20 protein-coding genes and 1 riboswitch are annotated in these 23,383 nt (G+C 70.7%); of the genes, 12 read left to right on the top strand and 8 right to left on the bottom strand.

The genetic code is table 11. From position 1 onward, the window contains the following. Positions 1-21 precede the first annotated feature (21 nt). From Q0833_RS02685 to cbiB, 7 genes are all read left to right on the top strand, one after another. Positions 22-675, top strand: a complete 654-nt coding sequence (locus tag Q0833_RS02685; RefSeq protein ID WP_298429980.1) for an HAD family phosphatase — start codon at positions 22-24, stop codon at positions 673-675. Between the two features lie 103 nt (positions 676-778). After that, entirely contained in the window at positions 779-1,249 is a 471-nt protein-coding gene (gene greA / locus Q0833_RS02680) for a transcription elongation factor GreA (protein ID WP_298429978.1), read from the top strand. Positions 1,250-1,259: 10 nt separating this feature from the next. Then, on the top strand, positions 1,260-2,291 hold the full coding sequence (locus Q0833_RS02675) for a hypothetical protein (RefSeq protein WP_298429977.1): 1,032 nt from the start codon (positions 1,260-1,262) through the stop codon (positions 2,289-2,291). Between the two features lie 105 nt (positions 2,292-2,396). Then, positions 2,397-3,401 (top strand): glutathione S-transferase family protein, encoded by a 1,005-nt coding sequence (locus tag Q0833_RS02670; protein WP_298429975.1) that lies wholly within the window; start codon positions 2,397-2,399, stop codon positions 3,399-3,401. A 56-nt stretch (positions 3,402-3,457) separates the two neighbouring features. Continuing rightward, on the top strand, positions 3,458-3,823 hold the full coding sequence (locus Q0833_RS02665) for a DUF1636 domain-containing protein (RefSeq protein ID WP_298429973.1): 366 nt from the start codon (positions 3,458-3,460) through the stop codon (positions 3,821-3,823). Then, on the top strand, positions 3,820-4,752 hold the full coding sequence (gene cobD, locus Q0833_RS02660; protein ID WP_298429971.1) for a threonine-phosphate decarboxylase CobD: 933 nt from the start codon (positions 3,820-3,822) through the stop codon (positions 4,750-4,752). The genes Q0833_RS02665 and cobD overlap by 4 nt, the downstream gene beginning before the upstream one ends. Further along, entirely contained in the window at positions 4,752-5,660 is a 909-nt protein-coding gene (gene cbiB, locus Q0833_RS02655; RefSeq protein WP_298429969.1) for an adenosylcobinamide-phosphate synthase CbiB, read from the top strand. The genes cobD and cbiB overlap by 1 nt, the downstream gene beginning before the upstream one ends. 5 nt (positions 5,661-5,665) lie before the next feature. Here the strand turns inward: cbiB and Q0833_RS02650 are convergent, their stop codons facing one another. Beyond that, a complete protein-coding gene (locus Q0833_RS02650; RefSeq protein ID WP_298429967.1) occupies positions 5,666-6,442 on the bottom strand; it encodes a transglutaminase family protein in 777 nt (258 codons plus the stop codon). A gap of 34 nt (positions 6,443-6,476) precedes the next feature. After that, complete coding sequence (gene smc, locus Q0833_RS02645; protein ID WP_298429965.1) at positions 6,477-9,938, bottom strand: chromosome segregation protein SMC; 3,462 nt, start codon at positions 9,936-9,938, stop codon at positions 6,477-6,479. 164 nt (positions 9,939-10,102) lie between these two features. Continuing rightward, positions 10,103-10,321, top strand: a riboswitch (cobalamin riboswitch). Positions 10,322-10,417: 96 nt separating this feature from the next. Between smc and Q0833_RS02640 the strand changes: the two genes are divergently transcribed. Next, the gene (locus tag Q0833_RS02640; RefSeq protein ID WP_298429963.1) at positions 10,418-11,065 is read left to right on the top strand and encodes a HupE/UreJ family protein; all 648 of its coding nucleotides are present in this window, start codon (positions 10,418-10,420) and stop codon (positions 11,063-11,065) included. 114 nt (positions 11,066-11,179) lie between these two features. After that, entirely contained in the window at positions 11,180-12,250 is a 1,071-nt protein-coding gene (gene cobW / locus Q0833_RS02635; protein ID WP_298429962.1) for a cobalamin biosynthesis protein CobW, read from the top strand. Positions 12,251-12,312: 62 nt separating this feature from the next. Here the strand turns inward: cobW and Q0833_RS02630 are convergent, their stop codons facing one another. After that, positions 12,313-13,203 carry a pseudouridine-5'-phosphate glycosidase gene (locus Q0833_RS02630; RefSeq protein WP_298429960.1) on the bottom strand — a complete coding sequence of 297 codons (891 nt, stop codon included), beginning with the start codon at positions 13,201-13,203 and terminating at the stop codon, positions 12,313-12,315. Positions 13,204-13,313: 110 nt separating this feature from the next. Here Q0833_RS02630 and cobN point away from each other — a divergent pair, with 110 nt between their 5' ends. Continuing rightward, on the top strand, positions 13,314-16,988 hold the full coding sequence (cobN, locus tag Q0833_RS02625) for a cobaltochelatase subunit CobN (RefSeq protein ID WP_298429959.1): 3,675 nt from the start codon (positions 13,314-13,316) through the stop codon (positions 16,986-16,988). A 34-nt stretch (positions 16,989-17,022) separates the two neighbouring features. Next, positions 17,023-17,493, top strand: coding sequence for a DM13 domain-containing protein (locus Q0833_RS02620; RefSeq protein WP_367274932.1), 471 nt, complete (start codon positions 17,023-17,025; stop codon positions 17,491-17,493). Positions 17,494-17,502: 9 nt separating this feature from the next. Here the strand turns inward: Q0833_RS02620 and Q0833_RS02615 are convergent, their stop codons facing one another. Next, the gene (locus Q0833_RS02615) at positions 17,503-17,679 is read right to left on the bottom strand and encodes a hypothetical protein (protein ID WP_298429957.1); all 177 of its coding nucleotides are present in this window, start codon (positions 17,677-17,679) and stop codon (positions 17,503-17,505) included. Positions 17,680-17,736: 57 nt separating this feature from the next. Beyond that, positions 17,737-18,039 (bottom strand): hypothetical protein, encoded by a 303-nt coding sequence (locus tag Q0833_RS02610; protein ID WP_298429955.1) that lies wholly within the window; start codon positions 18,037-18,039, stop codon positions 17,737-17,739. A gap of 104 nt (positions 18,040-18,143) precedes the next feature. On the opposite strand from Q0833_RS02610, the gene cobO reads away from it, so the two are divergent. Next, positions 18,144-18,764, top strand: coding sequence for a cob(I)yrinic acid a,c-diamide adenosyltransferase (gene cobO, locus Q0833_RS02605; RefSeq protein ID WP_298429953.1), 621 nt, complete (start codon positions 18,144-18,146; stop codon positions 18,762-18,764). Between the two features lie 58 nt (positions 18,765-18,822). Here the strand turns inward: cobO and Q0833_RS02600 are convergent, their stop codons facing one another. The 3 genes from Q0833_RS02600 to ileS are packed head-to-tail and all read right to left on the bottom strand — an operon-like array spanning position 18,823 to position 23,248. After that, positions 18,823-19,074 carry a DUF3253 domain-containing protein gene (locus Q0833_RS02600; RefSeq protein ID WP_298429951.1) on the bottom strand — a complete coding sequence of 84 codons (252 nt, stop codon included), beginning with the start codon at positions 19,072-19,074 and terminating at the stop codon, positions 18,823-18,825. A 17-nt stretch (positions 19,075-19,091) separates the two neighbouring features. Next, positions 19,092-20,342: an NADH:flavin oxidoreductase/NADH oxidase family protein gene (locus Q0833_RS02595; protein WP_298429949.1), complete on the bottom strand. Its 1,251-nt coding sequence runs from the start codon at positions 20,340-20,342 to the stop codon at positions 19,092-19,094. A 2-nt stretch (positions 20,343-20,344) separates the two neighbouring features. After that, positions 20,345-23,248, bottom strand: coding sequence for an isoleucine--tRNA ligase (gene ileS, locus Q0833_RS02590; RefSeq protein WP_298429948.1), 2,904 nt, complete (start codon positions 23,246-23,248; stop codon positions 20,345-20,347). Between the last annotated feature and the right edge of the window lie 135 nt (positions 23,249-23,383).

Below are 23,383 nucleotides of genomic sequence, written 5' to 3'. Positions count from 1 at the left end.
GAGACTTAGGAGCCCCCGCCCATGCAAGCCGTCTTCCTGGGGTCCATCGGGACCATCGCCGACACCTCAGAGCTGCAGCGCGCGGCCTTCAACGACGCGTTCCGCGAGCATGGCCTTGACTGGCAATGGGACCGCGACGCCTACCGCGAGATGCTGGGTCAGGCAGGTGGCCGCGCCCGGATTGCCGAGGCGGCGAAGACCAAGGGCGTCGAAGTCGATGCCGAGGCGGTGCATGCGACCAAGACGCGCCTCTTCCAGGCCGCGCTCGACGACGGGGCGGCCACCCTCCGGCCCGGCGTGGCGGACCTGATCGCCCATGCCGGCGAGAAGGGCCTTCGGATCGGCGTGGTGACGACCACCTCGCGCGGCAATGTCGAGCATCTGTTGGCGGCTGTCGGGCTCGAGCAGGATCGCTTCGACATCATCGTCACGCGCGAGCATGTCGAGCAGCCGAAGCCCGATCCTGAATGCTACGCCTACGCCGCCAAGTGCCTCGGCGTGGATGCGGCCGCCTGCGTCGCGGTCGAGGACAATCCCGACGGCGTGCGCGCGGCCCGCGCGGCAGGCGTCAACTGCTATGCGTGGCCCAACGAGAACACCGCCGGGCAAGATTTCGGCGATGCGACCATGGCCGGGCGCGACATCGACCAGGCGGTGTTCGGCGCGGCGGCCTGACGCGATCCGATCCGTCAACGGCGGCGTTGCGCGCGTCCCCGTCCCTGCTAGTCTGACCGACGACACGAGCAGGGGCGCAGACGACGCCCGCAGGAGAACACCGATGGACAAGGTCCCGATGACCCCGCGCGGCATGGCCGCGCTCCAGACCGAATTGAAGCAGCTCAAATCCGTCGAGCGCCCCGCCATCATCCGCGCCATCGCCGAGGCGCGCGAGCATGGCGATCTGTCGGAGAACGCCGAATACCACTCCGCCCGCGAGAAGCAGTCCTTCATCGAGGGCCGCATCAAGGAGCTTGAGGGGCTGATCTCGCTGGCCGACGTGATCGACCCGGCCAAGATGTCGGGCGCCATAAAGTTCGGCGCGACGGTGACCCTGGTCGACGAGGAGACCGAGGCCGAGAAGACCTACCAGATCGTCGGCGAACAGGAGGCCGATATCGAGAGCGGTCTTCTCAATATCAAGTCGCCCCTGGCCCGCGCCCTGATCGGCAAGGAGGAGGGCGACAGCGTCGAGGTCCGCACCCCCGGCGGCACGCGCGACTACGAGGTCACCGCGGTCGTGTACCGCTGACGACGCGCCCATGACCGAACCCGCCCCGCCCGAGCCGCCCGCCGCGCACACCGCCGACCGCCATCTGGCCGCCGTGCCCGCGCGCCGTTCGGGCGTGTCGCTGGGCGAGGTCGCGGCCCTCGTGATGAGCCTCGGCTGGCTGGCGCTGGTCGGCTGGTTCTTCGGCTCGATGGAACCCGAGCAGGCCCGCCTGTCGCGCGCCGATCCGCTGGGGTTCATGATGACGATCCTGGGCGTGTTCCTGCCCGTGGCGCTGATCTGGGTCGCCGCGAGTGCGGCCCGGACCTCCCGCACGATGCGCGAGGAAAGCGCCCGCCTGCAGGCCGCGATCGACGCCATGCGGATGAGCTATATCGACCAGCAGCACATGGCCGGGTTGTCGCTCAAGCGCGGTATGGAAGATCGCATCGACGAGGTGGCGCGCGCACAGGCCGTGCTCGGCGCGGAACTGGCGACGTTGCGCCATGCGCCCGAAGCCCCCGCCCTGCCCGATCCCGGCCGCCCCGCCGCGCCCGAGCCGCAGTCGACGCTGGCGCTCGATGATCCCGATGCGCCCGACCCGCTTCCGGCGGACGATTTCATCCGCGCGCTCGATTTCCCGAAGAACGACCGCGACACCGAGGGCTTCCGCATCCTGCGCCGCGCGCTGGAGCATCGCGCGACCGCGCAGCTCGTGACCGCCGCGCAGGACGTGCTGACCCTGCTGAGCCAGGACGGCATCTACATGGACGATCTGACGCCGGCCCATGCCGACGCGACCCATTGGCGCGTTTTCGCGGAGGGCGGGCGCGGCGAGGAGATCGCACCCCTGGGCGGCATCACCGACCGGTCGAGCATCGCGCTGACGGCCAACCGCATGAAGGACGATCCGGTCTTCCGCGACGCGGTCCATCACTTCCTCCGGACCTTCGACCACGAGGTCGCGCGCTTCGCCGAGCACGCCACGGATCACGACCTTCTGTCGCTGGCCGACACGCGGACGGCGCGGGCCTTCATGCTGACCGGGCGAGTCGCGGGGATCTTCGGCGCCGATTCCGCCTGATCGCGGCCCCGTGCGCCCGCGCGCAGGCCGTGTTCGCCGACCGGTGGAGGCGCGGCCTCAGGGCCGGGCTATATCCGCAGGCAGACGCAATTCGCGGAGGCCCCGATGGGACAGCTCGTAGACGGCACCTGGCATGACGACTGGTACGACACCAAATCGTCTGGCGGCAAATTTGTCCGCTCGACCGCGGGCTTCCGCAACTGGATCACTGCCGACGGCCGCCCGGGCCCTTCGGGTGAAGGCGGGTTCGCGGCCGAAGCCGGGCGCTACCATCTTTATGTCTCCTATGCCTGTCCCTGGGCCCATCGCGCCCTGGTCTTCCGCAAGCTCAAGGGTCTCGAGGACCTGATCGACGTCTCGGCCGTGAATCCCGACATGCTGTCCGACGGCTGGACCTTCGAGACCGATGACGACGGCGCCACCGGCGACCGCCTCTTCGGGTTGCCGTTCATGCGCGACATCTACACGCGCGCCAAACCCGACGTATCCGGCCGCGTCACCGTGCCGGTGATCTGGGACAAGGAGCGGGGCACCATCGTGTCGAACGAAAGCTCCGAGATCATCCGGATGTTCAATTCGGCCTTCGACGGGCTGACGGGCAACGACCTGGACTTCTACCCCGAGGATCTGCGTCCCGAGATCGACCGGATCAACGACCGCGTCTATTCCGACGTCAACAACGGCGTCTACAAGTCCGGCTTCGCCACCACGCAGAGCGCCTATGACGAGGCGGTGGGGGCGCTCTTCGACGCGCTCGACTGGCTCGAGGAGCTGTTGGGCGAGCGCCGCTATCTCGCGGGTGACCGCATGACCGAGGCCGATTGGCGGCTCTGGACGACGCTGGTCCGCTTCGATCCGGTCTATCACCTGCATTTCAAGTGCAACCGTCGGCGGCTGACCGATTATCCGAACCTTTGGGGCTTCGCGCGCGAACTCTACCAGGTGCCGGGGATCGCCGGGACGGTGAACTTCGACCACATCGTGCGGCACTACCACTACAGCCACGAGAGCATAAACCCGCACCGCATCATTCCGATCAATCCGGTTCTCGACTGGACCACGCCGCATGGCCGCGAGACCCTGCCGGGTCGGGGGATCGCAGCGGCGTGATTGCGCGGCCCCGCGTCGTGGTCTAGCCCTCCGGGCCAGACATAGCCGAGGCGACCATGACCACGACGATCACCATCTGCGACACCTGCAAGCGCGACGATTGGGACGCGGCCTCGGGCCGGACCGACGGCGAGGCGCTGGCCGACCTGATCGAAGCCGCGGCCGAGGGCCTGACAGACGTCGCGACGCGCCGCCATTCCTGCCTGATGGGGTGTTCGGGGGCGTGCAACGTGACGCTGCAAGCGCCGGGCAAGATGGCCTATACGCTCGGACGGTTCGATCCGACCGAGGAGGCGGCGCAGGGCCTCGTGGACTATGCCGCCAAGCATGCCGCCGCCGAGACGGGCGTGGTCCCGTTCCGCGAATGGCCCCTGCCGATCAAGGGGCATTTCGTGACGCGCCACCCGCCGCTGACCGAGTGAGCGCGCCGCGCGATCATGGCGGCGGGCTGGATGCGGCGCGGGCGCGCTGGGGCGGGGCGCGAGACGACTGGATCGACCTCTCGACCGGGATCAACCCGATGCCCTACCCGGTGCCTGCGCTGGCGCGCGACGCCTGGACCGCCCTGCCCGATGCGGCCGCGGCGACCGCGCTGAACGAGGCGGCGCGGCGATTCTGGGGCGTGCCGGAGGGCGCCGCGATCCTCGCGGCCCCCGGCGCGTCCGCCTTGATCGCGAGAATGCCCGCGCTGGTGCCCGGCAACCGCGTTCGCATTCCGGATCCGACCTACAACGAACATGCCGCCGCCTTCCGTGCCCACGGGTTCGCCGTGGACGCCACGAGTGCGCCGCTGGTCGTCGTTCATCCCAACAATCCCGACGGACGCCTCTGGCCCGCCAGCGACCTGCCCGACGACGTCACGATCATCGACGAAAGCTTCTGCGACGTCTGCCCCGAGGCCAGCCACGTCGCCCGCGCGGCCCGGCCCGGCACGGTCGTCCTCAAGTCCTTCGGCAAGTTCTGGGGGCTGGCGGGGCTCCGGCTCGGCTTCGCCATCGGCGCGCCCGAGACCATCGCCCCCCTCGCCGAGCCGCTCGGGCCGTGGCCCGTCTCAGGCCCCGCGCTGGCCATCGGAGCGGCAGCGCTGGCGGATACCGGCTGGGCCGACGCGACGCGCACGAGGCTCGCCGCGGATGCGGACCGGCTCGACGCGCTGATGGCACCGCATGGCGATCCTGTCGGGGGAACCACGCTCTTCCGCCTCTACGACACGGCGGATGCTGCGACGCTACGGGACCGGCTGGCCGAGCACCGGATCTGGTCGCGCGTCTTTCCCTATTCCGACCGTTGGCTGCGGCTCGGGCTGCCCGCGCCGGATGGCTGGGACAGGCTCAAGGCGGCGCTGGCCTGATGCTCGCCATCGCCATGATCCTCGACGCCGCACTGGGCGAGCCGGACTGGCTCTGGTCCCGCCTGACGCATCCGGCGGTCCTGCTCGGCCGCCTTGTCGACTGGCTGGACCGCGGCTTGAACCGCGGAACGGCCCGACGTGCCAAGGGTGTCGCCGCGACCGCGCTGCTCGTCGCCGTCGGCTGGGCGGTCGGGGCCACGATCGCCTGGCTTCCCGATTTCGGCCTTCTGGAGATCGCCTGCGCCGCCATCCTTCTCGCCCAGCGCAGCCTCGTGGATCATGTGCGGGACGTGGCCGACGCGATGCGCCGCTCCACCGCGGAGGGACGCGATGCGGTGGCCCGTATCGTGGGCCGCGACACACGCGACATGGACCCGCCACAGATCGCGCGCGCGGCCATCGAGAGCGGGGCCGAGAACCTGTCCGACGGGGTGATCGCGCCAGCCTTCTGGTTCGCCGTCGCGGGCCTGCCGGGGATGCTGGCCTACAAGGCCGTCAGCACCGCCGACAGCATGATCGGATACCGCACACCGCGCCACGAGGCGTTCGGCTGGGCCGCCGCACGGCTCGACGATGTGCTGAACTGGATCCCGGCGCGGCTGACGGCAGGACTGATCCTTCTGGCGAACGGGGCCATAAGGCACGCCCACCGCGTCCCAAATGACGCGCGCCAGCACCGCTCGCCCAATGCCGGTTGGCCGGAAGCTGCAATCGCGCCCGTCCTCGGCGTCGCGCTGGCCGGGCCGCGCAGCTATGACGGCGAGATGCGGGATTTCCCTTGGGTGAACCCGACGGGCCGCCGGGATCCCGGCGCGGCCGAGATCGAACATGCCTGCTCGGCGCTCTGGCGCGCCTGGGGGGCGGGCCTGATGTTGGCGGTGCTGCTCGCGGTGCTCGGCCTCGCCTGACCCGTTCAGGCCCGCGTGACCTTGACGCTCTGGTTCACCAGTTCGGCCAGACCGTAGCTCGTGAGGAACGACACATCCGCCGCGTCCCGACCGACGCCGATCAGCGCCAGCTCGGACGCCTTCGACATGCCCGTCGCATCAACGAGATGCCACGCGTCCTCGAGCCAGACCTCGGCGACCATGTGGAAATCCGGCGGGTCGACATCGGGCGCGTAGGCGCTCGCCACGCGGGCCGGAATGCCGCCCGCCCGCGCCAGCGCCACGAGGACATGGGCGTAGTCGCGGCAGACCCCGCGCCGCTGCACGAAGCTTTCGCGCGCGGTCGTCGCCGAGGTGCTGGCCCCCGGGGTGTAGGTAAAGGTCTCGTGGACCCAATCGGCCAGGGCGGCGACCAGCGGCCCGCCCGTCAGCCCGCCGAATTCGTCGGCGACGAAGGCCTCGAACTCATCGCTGGGGCAATAGCGGGACGGCATCAGGAAGGATGTCGCCTCGCCCGTGAGCGCGCGGGGCGGGGGCGCCTGAAGCTGGTCGAAGACGGGGTCGGGTCGTGTGACCTCGACCGTGGCGAGGTAGGTCATCTGGAACTGGCCGTCGGCCTGCATCCAGGCCCGCGTGCCCAGCGCGGCCTCGGCCGGGACGCGGACGAACCCCTCGACCGGCGTCGTCGAGAGCGAATCTTCGCGGATCGTCTGTCCAGCGATCCGGGCCAATTCGACCTGCAGGAGCAGGTCGGTCGGCTGGCTGAGATTGTAGGCGAGGCGGGCGTCTATGCTGAGCGTCATGGAAGGAGACGCGGGGCTACGCCCCTTCGTTCCGTCACGCGACCAGTGCCTCGGCCTTTTTCAGATCGACCGAGACGAGCTGGCTCACCCCCTGCTCGACCATGGTCACGCCGAACAGCCGGTCCATCCGCGCCATCGTGACCGCGTGATGCGTGATGATCAGGAACCGCGTGTCCGTCCGGCGGGTCATCTCGTCGAGCATGTCGCAGAACCGCGTCACGTTCGCGTCGTCGAGCGGGGCGTCCACCTCGTCGAGCACGCAGATCGGCGCCGGGTTGGCGAGGAACACCGCGAAGATCAGCGCAAGCGCCGTCAGCGTCTGCTCGCCACCCGAGAGAAGCGACAGGGTCGAGAGCTTCTTGCCCGGCGGCTGGCACATGATCTCGAGCCCGGCCTCCAGCGGGTCGTCGCTCTCGACCAGCTCCAGCTGGGCCTCGCCGCCCTGGAAGAGATGCCGGAACAGCGTTCCGAAATTGGTGTTCACCGTCTCGAACGCATCGAGAAGCCGTTGCCGCCCCTCCTTGTTGAGCGCCGCGATCCCGGCGCGCAGCTCGGACACGGCCTGGTCGAGATCAACCTTCTCGGCGGCAAGCGCGTCATGCTCCTCCTGCACCTCGCGGGCGTCCTCCTCGGCGCGCAGGTTGACCGCGCCCAACGCGTCGCGCTGCCGCTTCAGGCGGTTCACGTCCGTCTCGATCGCATCGACGGGCGGCAGGGTCTCGGGATCGACGTCGAGACGCTCCAGAAGGGCGGCGGGCGTGCAGTCCTGTTCCTCGGCGATGCGCGCCTCTGCCATGCTCAGCGCCTCGTCGGCGGCTTCCAGCCGCGCCTCTGCCCGCGCCCGCGCCTCCCGCGCCTCGCCTGCCATGCGCTCGGCGTCCCGTGCAGCCGTCGTCGCGTCCCGCAGCGCCGTCTCGCCCAGCGCCAGCGCATCGTCGGCCGCCTTGCGGCGTGCCTCGGCCCGGTCGATCTCGGCGCTCAGCTCGTCGCGTTGCGCCTCCAGCCGCGCAGGCACGGCGCGCGCGGTCTCAAGCTCGCCCTCGGCGGTCTCGCGGCGCTCGGTCAGGTCAGCGAGACGTGCATCCGCCGAGGTCAGGCGCAGGCGCCAGCCCGACAGTTCCTTGATGACCTCCTGCGTGCGCCGCGTCCGGGCATCGGCCTCGCGCTTGAGCTCGTCGGCCCGCGCCCGCGCCGACATCATCGCGATCCGCGCCGCCTCGACGCTGGTGCGGATCGTCTCGAGGGCCGCGCGCGCGTCGTCGAGCGGCGAGAGGTCGCGCGCGGCAAGCTCTGCCTCGCGGCGGGCGGCGATGGCCTCGGACATCTCGGCCTCGAATCGCGCCACGGCCATCTGCGCCGTCTCCAGCCGCGACGCCGCCATGCCCTTCGCGCCCTCGGCCTGGGCCTGCGCGCGCCCGGCCTCGGTCAGGGCGCGATCCGCGTCGCGGCGCGCGTCTCGGGCCTCGGCCTCGGTCGCCTTGCGGCGTGTCAGCGTGGTCGTCAGCGCCTCGTGCGCGGCGCGGGTGCCATCGGCGCGGGCCTCCGCTTCTTCGAGATCCTGCCGGAGCGAGGTCAGACGGTTCACCTGTTGCAGACGCAGCGCCGCCGCCGAAGGGGCCGCCTCGGAGGAGGCGCGGAAGCCGTCCCAACGCCAGAGATCGCCATCGGTCGAGACCAGCACCTGGCCCGGCGCGAGGCGCGGCTGCATCTGCGCGGCCTCGTCCGGGTCCACGAGCCCGATCTGGCCCAGCCGTCGGGACAGGACACCGGGCGCGTCGACATGCGGGGCCAGCGCCGCGATCCCATCGGGCAGGTCTGCGGGGCGGTCATAGGGAGGCAACGCGGCCCAGCCCGCCTCCTCGCCGTCGCCCGGCCCGAGTTCGGCGGCGCGCAGGTCGTCGCCGCAGGCTGCCCCCAGCGCGGCCTCGTAGCCGGGCGCGACGGTCACGCGGTCCAAGAGCGGCTCGCCGTCGCCCGTGTCGCGGGTCAGGAGCTTCGAGAGCGCGCTGGCCTCGGCCCCCAGCGTGTTGACGACGCCTTCGGCCTCGGCGCGTTCGGTCCGCGCCCGGCTCTCGGCGGTCTGTGCATCCTCGCGCGCGGCCTCGGCGGCGGCGAGCGCGTCCTCGGCGGCGGCGGCGGCGTCCTGGGCGCGGCCCTGATCGGCGGCGGCCTCTGCCACCGCGTCGTCGGCCCCGGCCAGCGTGCCCCGCGCGGCCTTGGCCTGATCGGCGGCCTGCGCGGCATCGGCCTCGATGCGGGCGATGCGGCGGGTCGCATCGTCGGTCATCCGCGCGACCGACTGGTGGCGCGCCGACAGCCGCGCGAGGTCTTCGGTCAGCGTCGAGAGCTCGCCCTCCCGCTCGGTCAGCACCGCGGCCGCGTCGCGTGCCGCCTCCTGCGCGGCCTCCAGCGCGTCGTCCTGTCCTTCGGTCGCCTCGGCCAGTTGGCCCTGCTCCCATTCGAGGCGTGCGATCGTCTCGCCCGCATCGGTGTTGAGCACGCCCTCGCGGTCGGCATCGGTGACTAGCTGCGCGATCCGCGCCTCGAGCGCAGCGATGGCGGCACGGGCCTGCCCGTCGCGCTCGGTCAAGGTGTCGCGCTGCACGGCGAGCCGTTGCAGCACCGCGCCCGCCACCGCCGCCTCATCGCGAAGCGGCGGCATCGCCTCCTCGGCGCCGGTGCGGGCCGCCTCGGCCTCGCGGGCGGCGCGGTCGGCCCCGGCAGCACCCGTCTGGCGATCGCGCAGCGTCGCATCCGCGCTTTGGCGCGCGCGGTCCGCCTCGCGCCAGCGGCGATAGAGCAGGAGGCCCTCGGCATGGCGCAACGCCGTCCCGATCTCGCGGTAGCGCGCGGCCTGCCGGGCCTGCCGAGCCAGCGAGGCGAGCTGCGCGGCCAGTTGCTCAATCACGTCGTCGACCCGCGCGAGGTTGGCCTCGGTCGCGTTCAGCTTCAGCTCGGCCTCGTGGCGCCGCTGGTAGAGGCCCGAAATCCCTGCCGCCTCTTCGAGGATGCGGCGGCGGCGCTGGGGCTTGGCGTTGATCAGCTCGCTGATCTGGCCCTGCCGCACGAGTGCCGGGGAATGGGCGCCGGTGGACGCATCGGCGAACAGCATCTGCACGTCACGCGCCCGGACATCCGCGCCGTTGAGCTTGTAGGCCGACCCCGCATCGCGCGTGATCCGCCGCACGACGTCCAGCGCGTCCGCCTCGTTGAAGGCAGCGGGCGCGGTGTGGTCGGAATTGTCGAGCGCCAGCGTGACTTCGGCGAAGTTGCGCGCCGGCCGCGAGGCCGCGCCCGCGAAGATCACGTCCTCCATGCCGCCGCCGCGCATGGCCGTCGGGCGGTTCTCGCCCATCACCCAGCGCAGCGCTTCCAGCAGGTTGGACTTGCCGCAGCCATTTGGGCCCACGACGCCGGTCAGCCCGTCCGCGATCACCAGATCGGTCGGGTCCACGAAGCTCTTGAAGCCGTTCAGGCGCAGGCGGGAGAACTGCATGGACGCGATGGTCGCCGACCTGCCGCCGGTGTCAACCGGTCGGGGCCACATCTGCCCCGTCCCGCGCCGTTATCCACAAGATTTTGCGGCAGGCGGCGATGGGTGGGTGACGGATGCGCGGCCGGAGCGGTCGCAATCGCGCTTGACGGCTGCGGCGGATGGGGCGCATCACGGTCGGGCAAGGTTCCCCTGTCCGGCCAAGCCGGTGGGGATGAAATGGGAATGCGGAAGCGGGCGACCCACGCCGGGGACCCGAGGCCGCAGCCGCCCCCGCGACTGTGAGCGGTGAGGGTGAGGCCAGATGCCACTGGAGCGATCCGGGAAGGCGGCCCGCACCCCACGATCCGCGAGCCAGGAGACCAGCCCTGCGCCGTCCCGTTCGGGGCGGAGACCGCAAACGGACGGGGTGTGCCGTGTCGGGGGAGCCTGAGAGACGCCCCTCGTCCGACCCCGCTGATAGGATCCGGAGGGGACCTGACATGAACCGCATCTTCCTCGGCGCTGCCGCCGCCGCACTCGCCGCGACGCCCGCCTTCGCGCACCACCCGCTGGGCGGCCTGCCGATGACCAGTTTCGCCGACGGCCTTCTGTCCGGCGTCGGCCACCCGGTGCTCGGCTTCGACCATCTGGCCTTCGTGATCGCCATGGGCATCGCCGCCACCTTCGCGCCCGCGCGCCTGCTGACGCCGCTCGCCTACGTGGCCGCTATGCTGCTGGGGACGCTCGCCGTCTCGGCGGGCCTCGCGCTGCCGCTGGCCGAGATCGCCATCGTCGCCTCGATCCTGGTGCTCGGCGGCGTGGTCCTCGCGGGCCAGACCCTCGGGGTCGGGACGGCGCTCACCCTCTTCGCGGGCTTCGGCCTCTTCCACGGGGCGGGCTTCGCAGGCTCGATCCTCGGCCAGGAGGGCGGCGTCGGCGCCGCCGTGATGGTCGGTTACCTCATCGGTCTCGCCGCCGTGCAATACGCCATCGCGCTGGCCGCCGGCTGGGCCGCACGCCGCCTGCTGGGCGCCTCGGAGGCCATGGCCATCAACGCGCGCCTCGCCGGGGCAGCGGTGTTCGGCGTCGGCCTGTTCCTCGCGCTCGAGGTGGTCGAAGGCCCGCTCGTGGCGGCCATCGCCGGCTGACGCGGACGCGCCGCGCGGTCTGTCCCAGCGCGCGCGGCGTTGTCCTGTTCCTGACCCAACCCCCGCATCGCGCCGACCCCGCCGGGCGCGCGACCCGATCCGACGGAGCCTTCGATGAAGATCCCCGCCACCATCGTCACCGGCTTTCTCGGCGCCGGAAAGACCACCCTGATCCGCCATCTGCTGCAGAACGCGGGGGGGCGCCGCATCGCGCTCATCATCAACGAGTTCGGCGATCTCGGCGTCGATGGCGGCATCCTCAAGGGCTGCGGCATCGAGAGCTGCTCGGATGACGACGTGGTCGAGCTGTCGAACGGCTGCATCTGCTGCACGGTGGCCGATGATTTCGTGCCGACGATGCAGGCGCTTCTCGCCCGCGACGTGCCGCCCGATCACATCGTGATCGAGACCTCCGGCCTCGCCCTGCCCCAACCGCTGGTGCGCGCCTTCGCCTGGCCCGATCTCAAGACGCGCGTGACCGTGGACGGCGTCGTCACGGTGCTCGACGGCCCCGCCGTGGCCGCGGGCACCTTCGCCGCCGACGTGGCCGCCGTCGACCGCCAGCGCGCCGCCGATGACGGGCTGGACCACGAGACGCCGCTGTCAGAGCTTTATGCCGACCAGGTCGCCTGCGCCGATATGATCGTGGTCAACAAGACCGACCTGATGGATGACGCCGACGCGCTCGTCGCCCGTCTGAGCGGCGAGGCCCGCGCGGGTGTGCAGGTCGTGCCCGCCGTGATGGGCGCGCTTCCGGTCGAAGTCCTGCTGGGCCGGGGTCAGGGGGCCGAAGACGACATCTCGGCCCGCCACGAAGTGCATCACCACCATCATCACCACGATGACGATGACGATCACCATGACGATCACCACCACGAGCATGGCCATGACGCCTTCGAGAGCTTCGTCGTCGAGGGGCCCGAAATCGACGATCCCGCGCTTTATGCCGGGCATCTGGCGGCGGTCATTCGCGACCACGGCATCCTGCGGCTCAAGGGCTTCGCGAGCGTCGCGGGCAAGCCGATGCGGCTGACGGTGCAGGCGGTCGGGCCGCGCGTCGATCACTACTTCGACCGCCCGCTCGGGGGCGATGCGCGCGGGTCGCGCATGGTCGTCATCGGTCAGGCCGGACTCGACCGCACGGCGATCACATCCGCACTGACGAAGATGCCCGCTCCGGCCTGACGGCGCGGGCAAACACCCGTCTCGGACGGGTTCTTCCCGACGTCTTCAGCGAAGACGTCGGGTCAGGCGACCGCGATCCGCGCCGCCAGTCGCGCGTTGTTCTTCACCAGCGCGATATTCGCGGCCAGCGCGCGACCCTCGGTGACCGCGTTCAGGCGCCCCAGCAGGAAGGGCGTCACCTCCTTGCCGGTGATCCCCTGCGCCGCGGCCTCGGCCAGTGCGGCGTCGATGGTCGCGCCGATCTCGGCCGCTGGGAGGGCGTCGGCCTCGGGGATCGGGTTCGCGACAAGCATCCCGGTCCCCAGCCCGACCGACGCGTTCGCCGCCCGGATCGCCGCGATCCGCGCCGGGTCGTCGCAGCGCTCGCCCGCGACGATGCCCGAATCGCGGGTGTAGAAGGCGGGGAATGCGTCGGCGCCGAACACCGCGACGGGCACGCGGAGGGTCTCGAGCATCTCGATGGTGCGCGGGATGTCGAGGATCGATTTCACGCCCGCACAGACCACGAGGACATCCGTGAGCGACAGCTCGGTCAGGTCGGCGCTGACATCCATGCCGTCGCCGCGATGCACGCCGCCGATGCCGCCGGTGGCGAAGACCCCGATCCCCGCCAGCGCGGCGATCCGCATCGTGGCCGAGACCGTCGTGCCCGCCGTCAGCCCGCCCGCGATGCAGGAGCCGAGGTCGCGCGACGCGGCCTTGACGACGGTGGTGTCACGGCCCAGCCGCTCCACCTGCACCGGCGTGAGCCCGGCGCAGGGCACGCCGTCCACCACCGCGACGGTCGCCGGAACAGCACCCTCGGACCGGACCACGTCCTCGACGGCGAGCGCCACCTCGGCGTTGCGCGGCCATGGCATACCGTGGCTGATGATCGTGCTTTCGAGCGCCACCACCGGGCGGCCCTGGGCCAGGGCCGTGGCCACCTCGTCGGACATTTGCGGCTTCAGCATCGGGCGTCTCCTGTTTGCCGACCCTATGCCGCGTCGCATCCCCGGCGTCACGCCCCTTGCGCACGTCCCCGCCCCCCGGCACACCCGGTCCGACCGACCGCGAGGCCCCCATGCACCTGCTAGCCGCCCAGCCCGGCGCCGTGGATGACGGCGAGCCCGTCGATCTGGGCCAGAGCCCGGCCGAGCTTGTCGTGATCTCGGCCGCCGATACAGAACTCGCGGCCCTGTCGCAGGCCCGCGCGTCCATGGACGACCCGCCCGAGACGCGGTTGGCGAGCCTGATGCATCTGCGCCACCCGATGTCGGTGGACCTCCATCTGGACGCCTGCGCGACCCGCTCGAAGCTGGTCGTGGCGCGCGTGCTGGGGGGGCGGGGCTACTGGGGCTACGGGGTCGAGCAATACGCGGCGCGCTGCCACGAGGCGGGCGTGCCGCTGGCGCTGCTGCCGGGCGACGACAAGCCCGATGCCGAGCTGCGCGGCCTTTCGACCGTCGCACCGGCGGATTACGACGCGCTCTGGTCCGCGCTGGTCGAGGGCGGCCCCGCCAATGCCGCGACCTTCCTGGCCCATGCCCGCGCCATGATCCGCGACGAGGCGCGCCCCGCGGCCGCGGCGCCGCTGCTGCGCGCAGGGCTCTATTGGCCGGGGGCCGCGGCCCCGACCCTCGACGATCTGCGCGCCGACTGGCCACCGGATGCGCCTGTCGTGCCGGTCGTCTTCTACCGCGCATTGTTGCAGGGGGCGGGGCTGAACCCGGTCAATCGGATGGTGAAGGCGCTGTTGCGGCAGGGACTGGCGCCGCTTCCGGTCTTCGTCGCTTCGCTGAAGGATCCGGTCTCGGCGGCGACGTTGGACGCAGTGATGACCGAGGCGCCGCCCTCGGCGATCCTGAACCTCACCTCCTTCGCGGTGGGCGACGCGACCGCGAACCCGCTGACCGCCTACTCCGCCAACGCCGCACCCGTCTTCCAGGCCGTGCTGTCCTCGGGGACCGAGGAAGCGTGGCGCGAGGGCACCTCCGGCCTCTCGGCAAGAGACATCGCGATGAACGTCGCGCTGCCCGAACTCGACGGGCGCGTCCTGACCCGCGCGATCGGCTTCAAGGGCGAGGCGTTCTACGACGAGGCCACCGAGTGCCCCATCGCCACCTGGAAGGCCGAAGGCGGCCGGATCGCCTTCGTGGCGGAACTGGTGGCGAACTGGTGCCGTCTGCGCCGCACCGCGCCCGCCGACCGGCGCACGGCGCTGATCCTCGCGAACTATCCGAACCGCGACGGACGGCTGGCCAATGGCGTGGGCCTCGACACGCCCGCCGCGACCGTCCACGTCCTGCGGCTGCTGGCCGCGGCGGGGGACGGCGTCACGGGTATCGCCGCGAACAGCGCCGACCTGATGGCGCGCCTTCTGGCTGGGCCGACCAACTGGCTGACCGACCGGGCCGAGAAGACCGGGGGCGAGCGGCTGTCCCTGGACGATTACCGCACGGTCTACGAGGCCCTGCCCCTTGCCGCCCGCCAGCAGGTCGAGGCGCGCTGGGGTCCGCCCGAGGACGATCCTTTCGTGGAGGATGGCGCCTTCGCCCTCTCGATCCACCGCTTCGGGAACGCCATCGTCGGCCTGCAACCCGCACGCGGCTACAACGTCGACCCGACCGACAGCTATCATTCGCCCGACCTCGTGCCGCCGCACAACTACCTTGCCTTCTACGCGTGGCTGCGGCGCTGGGGGACGGATGCCATCGTCCATATGGGCAAGCACGGCAATCTGGAATGGCTTCCGGGCCGCGCGCTGGCGTTGGCCGAGGACGACTGGCCCGAGATCGCGCTCGGCCCCCTGCCCCATCTCTACCCGTTCATCGTCAACGACCCCGGCGAAGGCACGCAGGCCAAGCGCCGGGCCCAGGCCGTGATCATCGACCATCTGACGCCGCCCCTGACCCGCGCCGAGACCTATGGCCCGCTCCGCGACCTCGAGGCGCTGGTGGACGAGTATTACGAGGCGGCCAACGTGGACCCGCGCCGCATCGATCATCTGCGCGGCGAGATCCTGTCGCTGGCGCGGGTCACCGGGCTGGACGTGGATGCGGGCATGGACGGGTCGGACGATCTGGCGAAGCTGGACGCCTATCTCTGCGAGCTGAAGGAGGCGCAGATCCGCGACGGGCTGCATGTCTTCGGCCAGTCGCCCGAGGGCCGGCTGCGCGACGACCTGCTGCAGGCGCTCCTTCGGCTGCCGCGCGGGGACGGAACGGGCGCGGAGGCGTCGCTGCCCCGCGCCATCGCCGTCGATCTGGCGCTCGGGTTCGACCCGCTCGATTGCGAGATGGCGGCGCCGTGGGACGGGCCGCGCCCCGCGGCGCTGGCGGGCGAGGCGACGTGGCGGAGCGCGGGCGATACGGTCGAGCGGATCGAGGCGCTGTCCGCGGCCCTTCTGGCGGGCGAGGCCCGCGCCCCCGGCCCCGCGACCACCGCCGTCCTGGCCGCCGCGGAGACGCTCCGCGCGACGCTCGATGCGTGCGGGCCAGCCGAGGGAGAGGGTCTCCTCACCGGCCTTTCAGGCCAATTCGTCGCCCCGGCGCCATCCGGCGCCCCCACCCGCGGGCGGCCCGACGTGCTGCCGACGGGCCGCAATTTCTACTCGGTCGACAGCCGCGCCGTGCCGACGCCGACCGCGTGGAAGCTGGGCTGGAAGTCGGCCTCGCTCCTCGTCGAGCGGCATTTGCAGGACCATGGCGACTGGCCGCGCACGATGCTGCTGACGGCTTGGGGCACCGCCAACATGCGCACGGGCGGTGACGACATCGCGCAGGCGCTGGCCCTGATGGGGGTGAAGCCCCGGTGGGCCGCGGCGAACCGGCGCGTGACCGGCTACGAGATCATCCCCCACACCGCGCTCGGCCGGCCCCGCGTGGACGTGACGCTGCGGGTGTCCGGGTTTTTCCGCGACGCGTTCCCGCAGCAGATGGCGCTGGTCGATGCCGCCGCCCGCGCGGTGCAGGCGCTGGACGAGCCCGAGGACGCCAATCCCGCCGCCGCCCGCGCGCGGGCGGGCGAAGGGCTGGCGCGGGTCTATGGCTCGAAGCCGGGCGCCTACGGCGCGGGGCTGCAAGCCTTGATCGACGAACGGATCTGGACGGAGGCCGCCGATCTGGGCGCGGCCTATCTGGAATGGGGCGGCTACGCCTACGGACAGGGCGAAGGCAGCGCCGATCACGATGGCCTTCGCGCCCGGCTGGGACAGGTCGAGGCCGTCGTCCAGAACCAAGACAACCGCGAGCACGACCTGCTGGACAGCGACGACTACTACCAGTTCGAGGGCGGGGCCGCTGCGGCGATCAAGGCGATCCGGGGCGCGGCGCCCACAATCTATCACAACGATCACTCGCGGCCCGAGCGCCCCGTCATCCGCACCCTCGACGAGGAGATCGGCCGGGTGGTTCGGTCCCGCGTGGTGAACCCCAAGTGGATCGAGGGGGTGAAGCGCCACGGCTACAAGGGCGCGTTCGAGATCGCGGCGACGGTCGATTACCTTTTTGCCTTCGCGGCGACGACGGGCGCGGTGAAGAACCACCATTTCGACCTCGTGGCCGATGCCGTGCTGGCGGATGACGCGACGCGGGACTTCATCGCCGAGGCCAATGCGGCCGCGCTGGCCGATATCGCGGACCGGCTGGCCGAGGCCATCGCGCGCGGGCTCTGGACGCCCCGGTCGAACTCGGTCCGCGGCCTCGTGGAGCGGTTCGGGCGCGGCGGCGACTATCCAAGTGCCGGTCATCGTGGTTGACTGAGACGCGGATGATCGACGGGAGTTCGGCGCGATGATGCGTTGGTTCAGGCGGATCGCGACCCATTCCGTGGCCCTCGGGCTGGGCTTTGGGCTGGGCATATACTTCCTGCCGATCCTGACCGCTCCGCCCTCGCCCGACGCCGCCACGCTCAGCGCGATGGCACAGGACGCGCGCTACACCGCGTCCTTCGCGCAGGACCTGCGCGGGCACGACCTTCTGCATTGGGGCGAGGGTACGGTCAGCCTCGGCCCGGGCGGGATCGTGCATGAAGGGCGCCTCGCGCCAGGGCCGGATTACATGGTGTACCTGGTGCCGGAATTCGTCGAGCACGAGGACGAGTTCGCGCCGCTCAAGGCCCAAAGCGTCGTGGTGGGCCCTGTGAAAACCTTCGAGGGCTTCGCGCTCGACCTTCCGGCCGATATCGACCTCGACGCCTATACGACCGTTCTGGTCTGGTGCGAGGCCTTCTCGGAGTTCATCGCCGCGGCCGAATACCGCTAGCGCCGCCGCTCAGCCCTTGTCGCGCGCGGCCTTCTCGTCGCGGGTCAGCTTGTTGTTCCACTGGTTGTTGCTCAGCCCCAGCTCGGGCTTGGGCGGCTTTGTCTTGCCGACGCTGATCTTGCCACCCTTCTTCAGGAACGCCGCGATCAGGTCGTCATCGGTGGTCGGCTTGGGAACTTTCTTCATGCCCTCCGACCTACAGGTCCGGGCGCAGGCTTGTCACGCAGCGTCTGTCGACGGCCGTCACCGGCCCGTGCAATCGAGCCCCATATTCATCAGCGCGATGTCACCCGTGACCGAGCCCGGCTTGACCCGGCAGCCGGTCGCGGCCTCGGTCGCCTGCACCGCCGCCGCCGCCACCGCCGCCACCTCCGGCCGCCAGGTCGGGTTCGTGCGCGTGGCCTGCGCGGTCGTCAGGTTCCAGTTGACGCGAAAGTCGTGCCCCCCCGCGCTGGCCGTGCCCGAGCGGTCGAGACCATCGAGCGGGTGGGCCCCGTTGCAGGCGGCCAGCGCGAGGAGGAGTCCGGTGAGAATAACGATTCGCATTGCCCGGAGGAAGCACGCGGTGTGCTTAACGAAGACTTAACGTCGCTTGACCCCGCGCGCCCCGCGATGGAACGTCGCCGCCGACCCAGACCAGGAGGCCCGACATGGCCGACGAGACCCCCGACGACACCGCGCGCCACAACCAGAAGATGGCCAAGAAGAAGACCGCGCGCGACAAGATCATGGCCACCAAGACCGACGAAAAGGGCCTCGTGATCGTCCATACCGGCAAGGGCAAGGGCAAGTCGTCCAGTGCCTTCGGGATGATTTTCCGCTGCATCGCCCACGAGATGCCATGCGCCGTCGTCCAGTTCATCAAGGGCGGCATGGGGACAGGCGAGCGCGACCTCATCACCACCCATTTCAGCGAGCTCTGCGAGTTCCACACAATGGGCGAGGGCTTCACTTGGGAGACGCAGGACAAGTCGCGCGACATCGAGATGGCGCAGGCAGCCTGGGCCAAGGCCAAGGAGCTGATCTCCGACCCGGGCAACCGCATGGTGCTGCTCGATGAGATCAACATCGCGCTGCGCTACGACTACGTCGACGTGGCCGAGGTGGTCGCGTTCCTGCGCGACGAGAAACCGCCGATGACCCACGTTGTCTGCACGGGCCGCAACGCCAAGGACGAGCTGATCGAGCTGGCCGATCTGGTGACAGAGATGGAGCTGGTGAAGCACCCGTTCCGCTCGGGCGTGAAAGCACAGGCCGGCGTGGAATTCTGACGGCGCGCCGGGCGTTCGCGTTGGCGGACGCCCCCATCGCGTCGCGGCCTTGAGACGGTCACGCGGACGGGTCGGGCCGTGGTTTCCACGCCAGCCGGATCGCGCCCCGCGCGGTGACGGGATCGACCGGGTCGCCGCGCTGGGTCGCGACGACCTCCGGCATGGTCCCGGCGACGGCCCGGACGCGCGGCATCAGGGGGCGCCAGTCCTCGGCCAGGGCGCGGGCGACTTCGGAGGGGCAGATGGTCTTCGGCGCGCGGGCGGCGGTCTGGCGCGTGATCTCGGCGGCGATGGCGGTGTCGGTGGGCACGGGGCGGGCCATGCCGCTCAGCCGCGCCGCGTCCGAAAGCCCGCGCGACCCATCGCGACGAGGTTGTCCCAAACCGTGCGCCAGGCGGTCAGGTTCGGATCGGGATCGCGCCCCTGCCCCATCCGGCGGATCTGGGTTTCGTACCAGGTCAGGGCCAGCATCAGCATCCGGTCGATCCCCCGGACCCCCGTGCTGGGCCGTCCGACATCGCGGACGTAATCGGGATCGGTCGCGGCATTCAGCGGCAGTTCGGGGTCCAGCGTCAGCGCGCGGGCGATCCCGATCATGTCGCAGGCGCCCGAAGCCAGAGCCGCCTCCATCGCGCGGACCGAGCGGAAGCCGCCGGTGACGGCGAGCGGCACGTCCGTCCGGGCGCGGGCCTCGGCGGCGAAATCGAGGAAATACGCCTCGCGCGCGGATGTCTTCTGCTTGGCACCGACCATCGCGGGCGCCTCGTAGGTGCCGCCGGAGATCTCGATCAGGTCGATGCCCTCGGCGCTCAGCGCCTCGATCAGCTCGAAGGCCTCGTCGCCGCCGAAGCCGCCGGTCTGGAAATCGGCGCTGTTCATCTTGATTGACACGGGCACGTCAGGGCCGACGGCCGTGCGGATCGCGCGCAGGATCTCCAGCGCGAAGCGCCGACGGTTTTCGGGCGATCCGCCCCAGTCATCGTCGCGGCGGTTGTGATGCGGCGAGAGAAACTGGCCGACGAGATAACCATGGGCCGCGTGTATCTGCACGCCGTCGAAGCCCGCGCGGACGGCCAGCGCGGCGGCGCGGGCGAACCGGGCCACGATCGCGCGGATCTCCGCATCCGTCAGCGCGCGGGGCGTGGCGAAGCTGCGGTCGAGCCCATGACCCAGCGGCACGGCACTGGGCGCCACGGGCTCGGGCGAGAGGAACTTGGGGCTCTGCTTGCCCGGATGGTTGAGCTGCATCCAGACGCGCGCATCGGAATTGCCGTCATGGACGGCCGCGGCCCAGGCCCGGAAGCGATCGAGCCCGTGGTCATCTTCCAGCACGACATTGCCCGGCTCGCCCATGGCGCGGCGGTCGATCATCACGTTGCCCGTGACGATGATGCCCGTGCCGCCCGCGGCCCAGCGGCGATAGACCGTTTCATGAGCAGGGGTCGGAAGGTGGACGCCCTGCTCGGCCATGACCTCGCTCATGGCCGATTTCAGAAACCGGTTCGGCGCATCGATCCGCCCGTCCGGATCGAACGGGCGGTAGAGCAGCGGCGCGTGCGCGGGGGCCGGGATCGCCATCCCTATCCGAGCGCCTGATCGCAGCGGCCGCAGACGCCGTCATGGCCGTGATGGCCCACATCCGGCAGCACCTTCCAGCAGCGCTGGCACTTGCCGCCCGTGGCATGGGCGAAGACGACCGCGACGCTCGCATCGTCCTCGGACCGGAAAGCGGTGTCGGGCGCGGGGTCGGTTGTGACCGTGATGCCCGACACGATGCAGAGATCGTCGAAGGGCACATCCTCCAGCAGCGCCGCCGTCTCCGCGTCGACATGCACGAAGGGCGCGGCCTCCAGCGAGGAGCCGATGACCTTGTCGCGGCGCTGCACCTCGAGCGCGCCCGTGACCGCGCGGCGGACGGCGCGGATGCGCGACCACTTGGCGGCCAGCGCGTCGTCACGCCAGCCGGGACGCGGCGCGGGGAAGTCCTGCAGGTGCACCGAGCTGTCCTCGCCGGGATGCACCTCGAGCCAGACCTCCTCCATCGTGAAGGGCAGGATCGGGGCCAGCCAGGTCGTCATCCGCTCGTGCAGGAGGCGCAGGACCGTGCGCGCCGAGCGGCGGCGCAGCGTGTCGCCATCGCAATAGAGCGCGTCCTTGCGGATGTCGAAATAGAAGGCCGAGAGGTCGATCGTCGCAAACTGGAAGATCGCCTGGAACGCGGCGGCGAAGTCGTAGCGGGCGTAGGCGGCACGCACCTGATCGTCCAACTCGGACAGGCGATGCAGCACGAAGCGCTCCAGCTCGGGCATCTCCAGCGGATCGGCGGGCGCATCCTCGGTGATCGATCCCAGCATGAAGCGCAGCGTGTTGCGCAGCCGGCGGTAGCTGTCGGCCACGCCCTTGAGGATCTCAGGCCCGATCCGGTGATCGGCGGTGTAGTCCACCGTCGCCACCCAGAGCCGCAGGATATCGGCGCCGTACTGGTCCACGATATCTTGCGGCGCGATGGTGTTGCCGATGGACTTGGACATCTTCATGCCCTTCTCGTCCATGGTGAAGCCGTGCGTGACGACGGCGCGGTAGGGCGCACGCCCCTTCGTTCCGCAGGCCTGCAGCATCGAGGAATGGAACCAGCCGCGATGCTGGTCGGTCCCTTCGAGATAGACGTCGGCGATGCCGTCCTCGGTGCCGTCGGGGCGGTCGCGCAGCACGAAGGCGTGGGTCGAGCCGGAATCGAACCAGACGTCGAGGATGTCGTCGACCTTGTTCCACGCCTCGGGATCGTAGTCGTCGCCGAGGAAGCGCGCCTTGGCGTCCGCCCGATACCACGCGTCCGCGCCCTCGGCCTCGAAGGCCGCGATGATGCGCGCGTTGACCGCCGGGTCCTGCAACAGGAAATCCGGGTCGTCCGCCTTGGCACCCACCTTGGTGAAGCAGGTCAGCGGCACACCCCAGGCACGCTGGCGCGACAGCACCCAGTCGGGGCGGTTCTCGATCATGGAATAGAGGCGGTTGCGCCCAGTCTTCGGCGTCCATTCGACGAGCTGGTCGATGGAGGTCAGGGCGCGGGCGCGCACCGTCTCGCCATAGGTATCCTGTCCATCGCCCACGGCCCGGTCGATGGCGGCGAACCATTGCGGGCGGTTGAGGCGGATGACGGGCGCCTTGGAGCGCCAGCTATGCGCGTCCGAGATGGTGATGCGCGCGCGGGCCAGCAGCGCCTCGGCGGCCTGAAGCGCCGCGATGACGGCCTTGTTGGCGCCGCCGGGCTTCTTGCCGTTGGCGCTCAGGATCGCCTCGCCGCCGAAGATCGGCAGGTCCGCGCGGAAGCTGCCATCGGCCTCGATATTGTGGGTCATGGCGAGGCCGTGCTTCACCCCGATCTGGTAGTCGTCGTCGCCGTGGCTGGGCGCGGTATGCACGAAGCCCGTGCCCGCATCGTCGGTCACGTGATCGCCGGGAAAGAGCGGGACGTCGTAGTCCCATTCGGCCTCCGCACCCTCGGCACCGCGGAGGGGGTGGGCGCAGGTCAGGGCGGACAGCTCGTCCGGCGTGACGTCGCGCAGCTTCGTCCACATGTCCGTGTCGAGCCGCGCGGCGGTCAGCGTCGCCTCGGCCAGCGCGTCCGCGATCAGGTAGCGGTCGCCGGTCTTGGCCCAGCTTTCCTCCGGCGTGCCGGTGACCTCGTAGAGGCCGTAGGCGATGCCCGGCCCGAAGCAGATCGCGCGGTTCTGGGGGATGGTCCACGGGGTGGTGGTCCAGATGACGACGTGAGCGGATTTGCAATCCGTGGCGTAACCGCCAACCACAGGAAACTTCACCCAGATCGCATCGGTCTGACGGTCATGGTACTCCACCTCGGCCTCGGCCAGCGCGGTCTTCTCCACCGGCGACCACATCACGGGCTTCGAGCCCTGGTAGACGAGGCCATTGGCGAGGAAGGTCTGGAACTCGGCGGCGATCACGGCTTCGGCGTGGTAGTCCATCGTCAGGTACGGATCGGCCCAGTTGCCGGTGATGCCGAGGCGCTTGAACTCGTCGCGCTGCACGTCGACCCAACCGGCGGCGAACTCGCGGCATTCCTGCCGGAACTCGACCAGGTCGACGGCATCTTTGTCGCGGCCCTTCTGGCGGTACTTCTCCTCGATCTTCCACTCGATCGGCAGGCCGTGACAGTCCCAGCCGGGCACGTAGCGGGCATCGTGGCCCATCATCTGCCGCGAGCGGACGACCATGTCCTTGAGCGTCTTGTTGAGCGCGTGGCCGATATGGAGGTTGCCGTTGGCATAGGGCGGGCCGTCATGCAGCGTAAACGGCTCCCGGCCCTCGGCACGCTCGCGCAAGCGGTCGTAGATGCCGATCCGGGCCCAGCGCTCCAGCCAGCCCGGCTCGCGCTTGGGCAGGCCCGCGCGCATCGGAAACTCGGTCTGGGGCAGGTTCAGCGTCGACTTGTAGTCGGGCGTGGCGGGGGTCTCGGCGCTCATCGGAGGCGTCCTTCGGATCGGAATTGCATGAAGATCGGTGCGCGCGCGCGGCACCCTTGGCCCGGCCGCCCCGAAGTTCAGGGCGCCGGGGGACTAATTCGTATGATCCGCGCGCGGTCCGTCATGTCGCGGGCC

Source organism: uncultured Jannaschia sp., assembly GCF_947503795.1.
In the GTDB taxonomy this organism is placed as follows: Bacteria; Pseudomonadota; Alphaproteobacteria; order Rhodobacterales; family Rhodobacteraceae; genus Jannaschia.
Note: the sequence above shows the minus strand (reverse complement) of the source record. Positions and strands in the feature narration are given on the sequence as shown.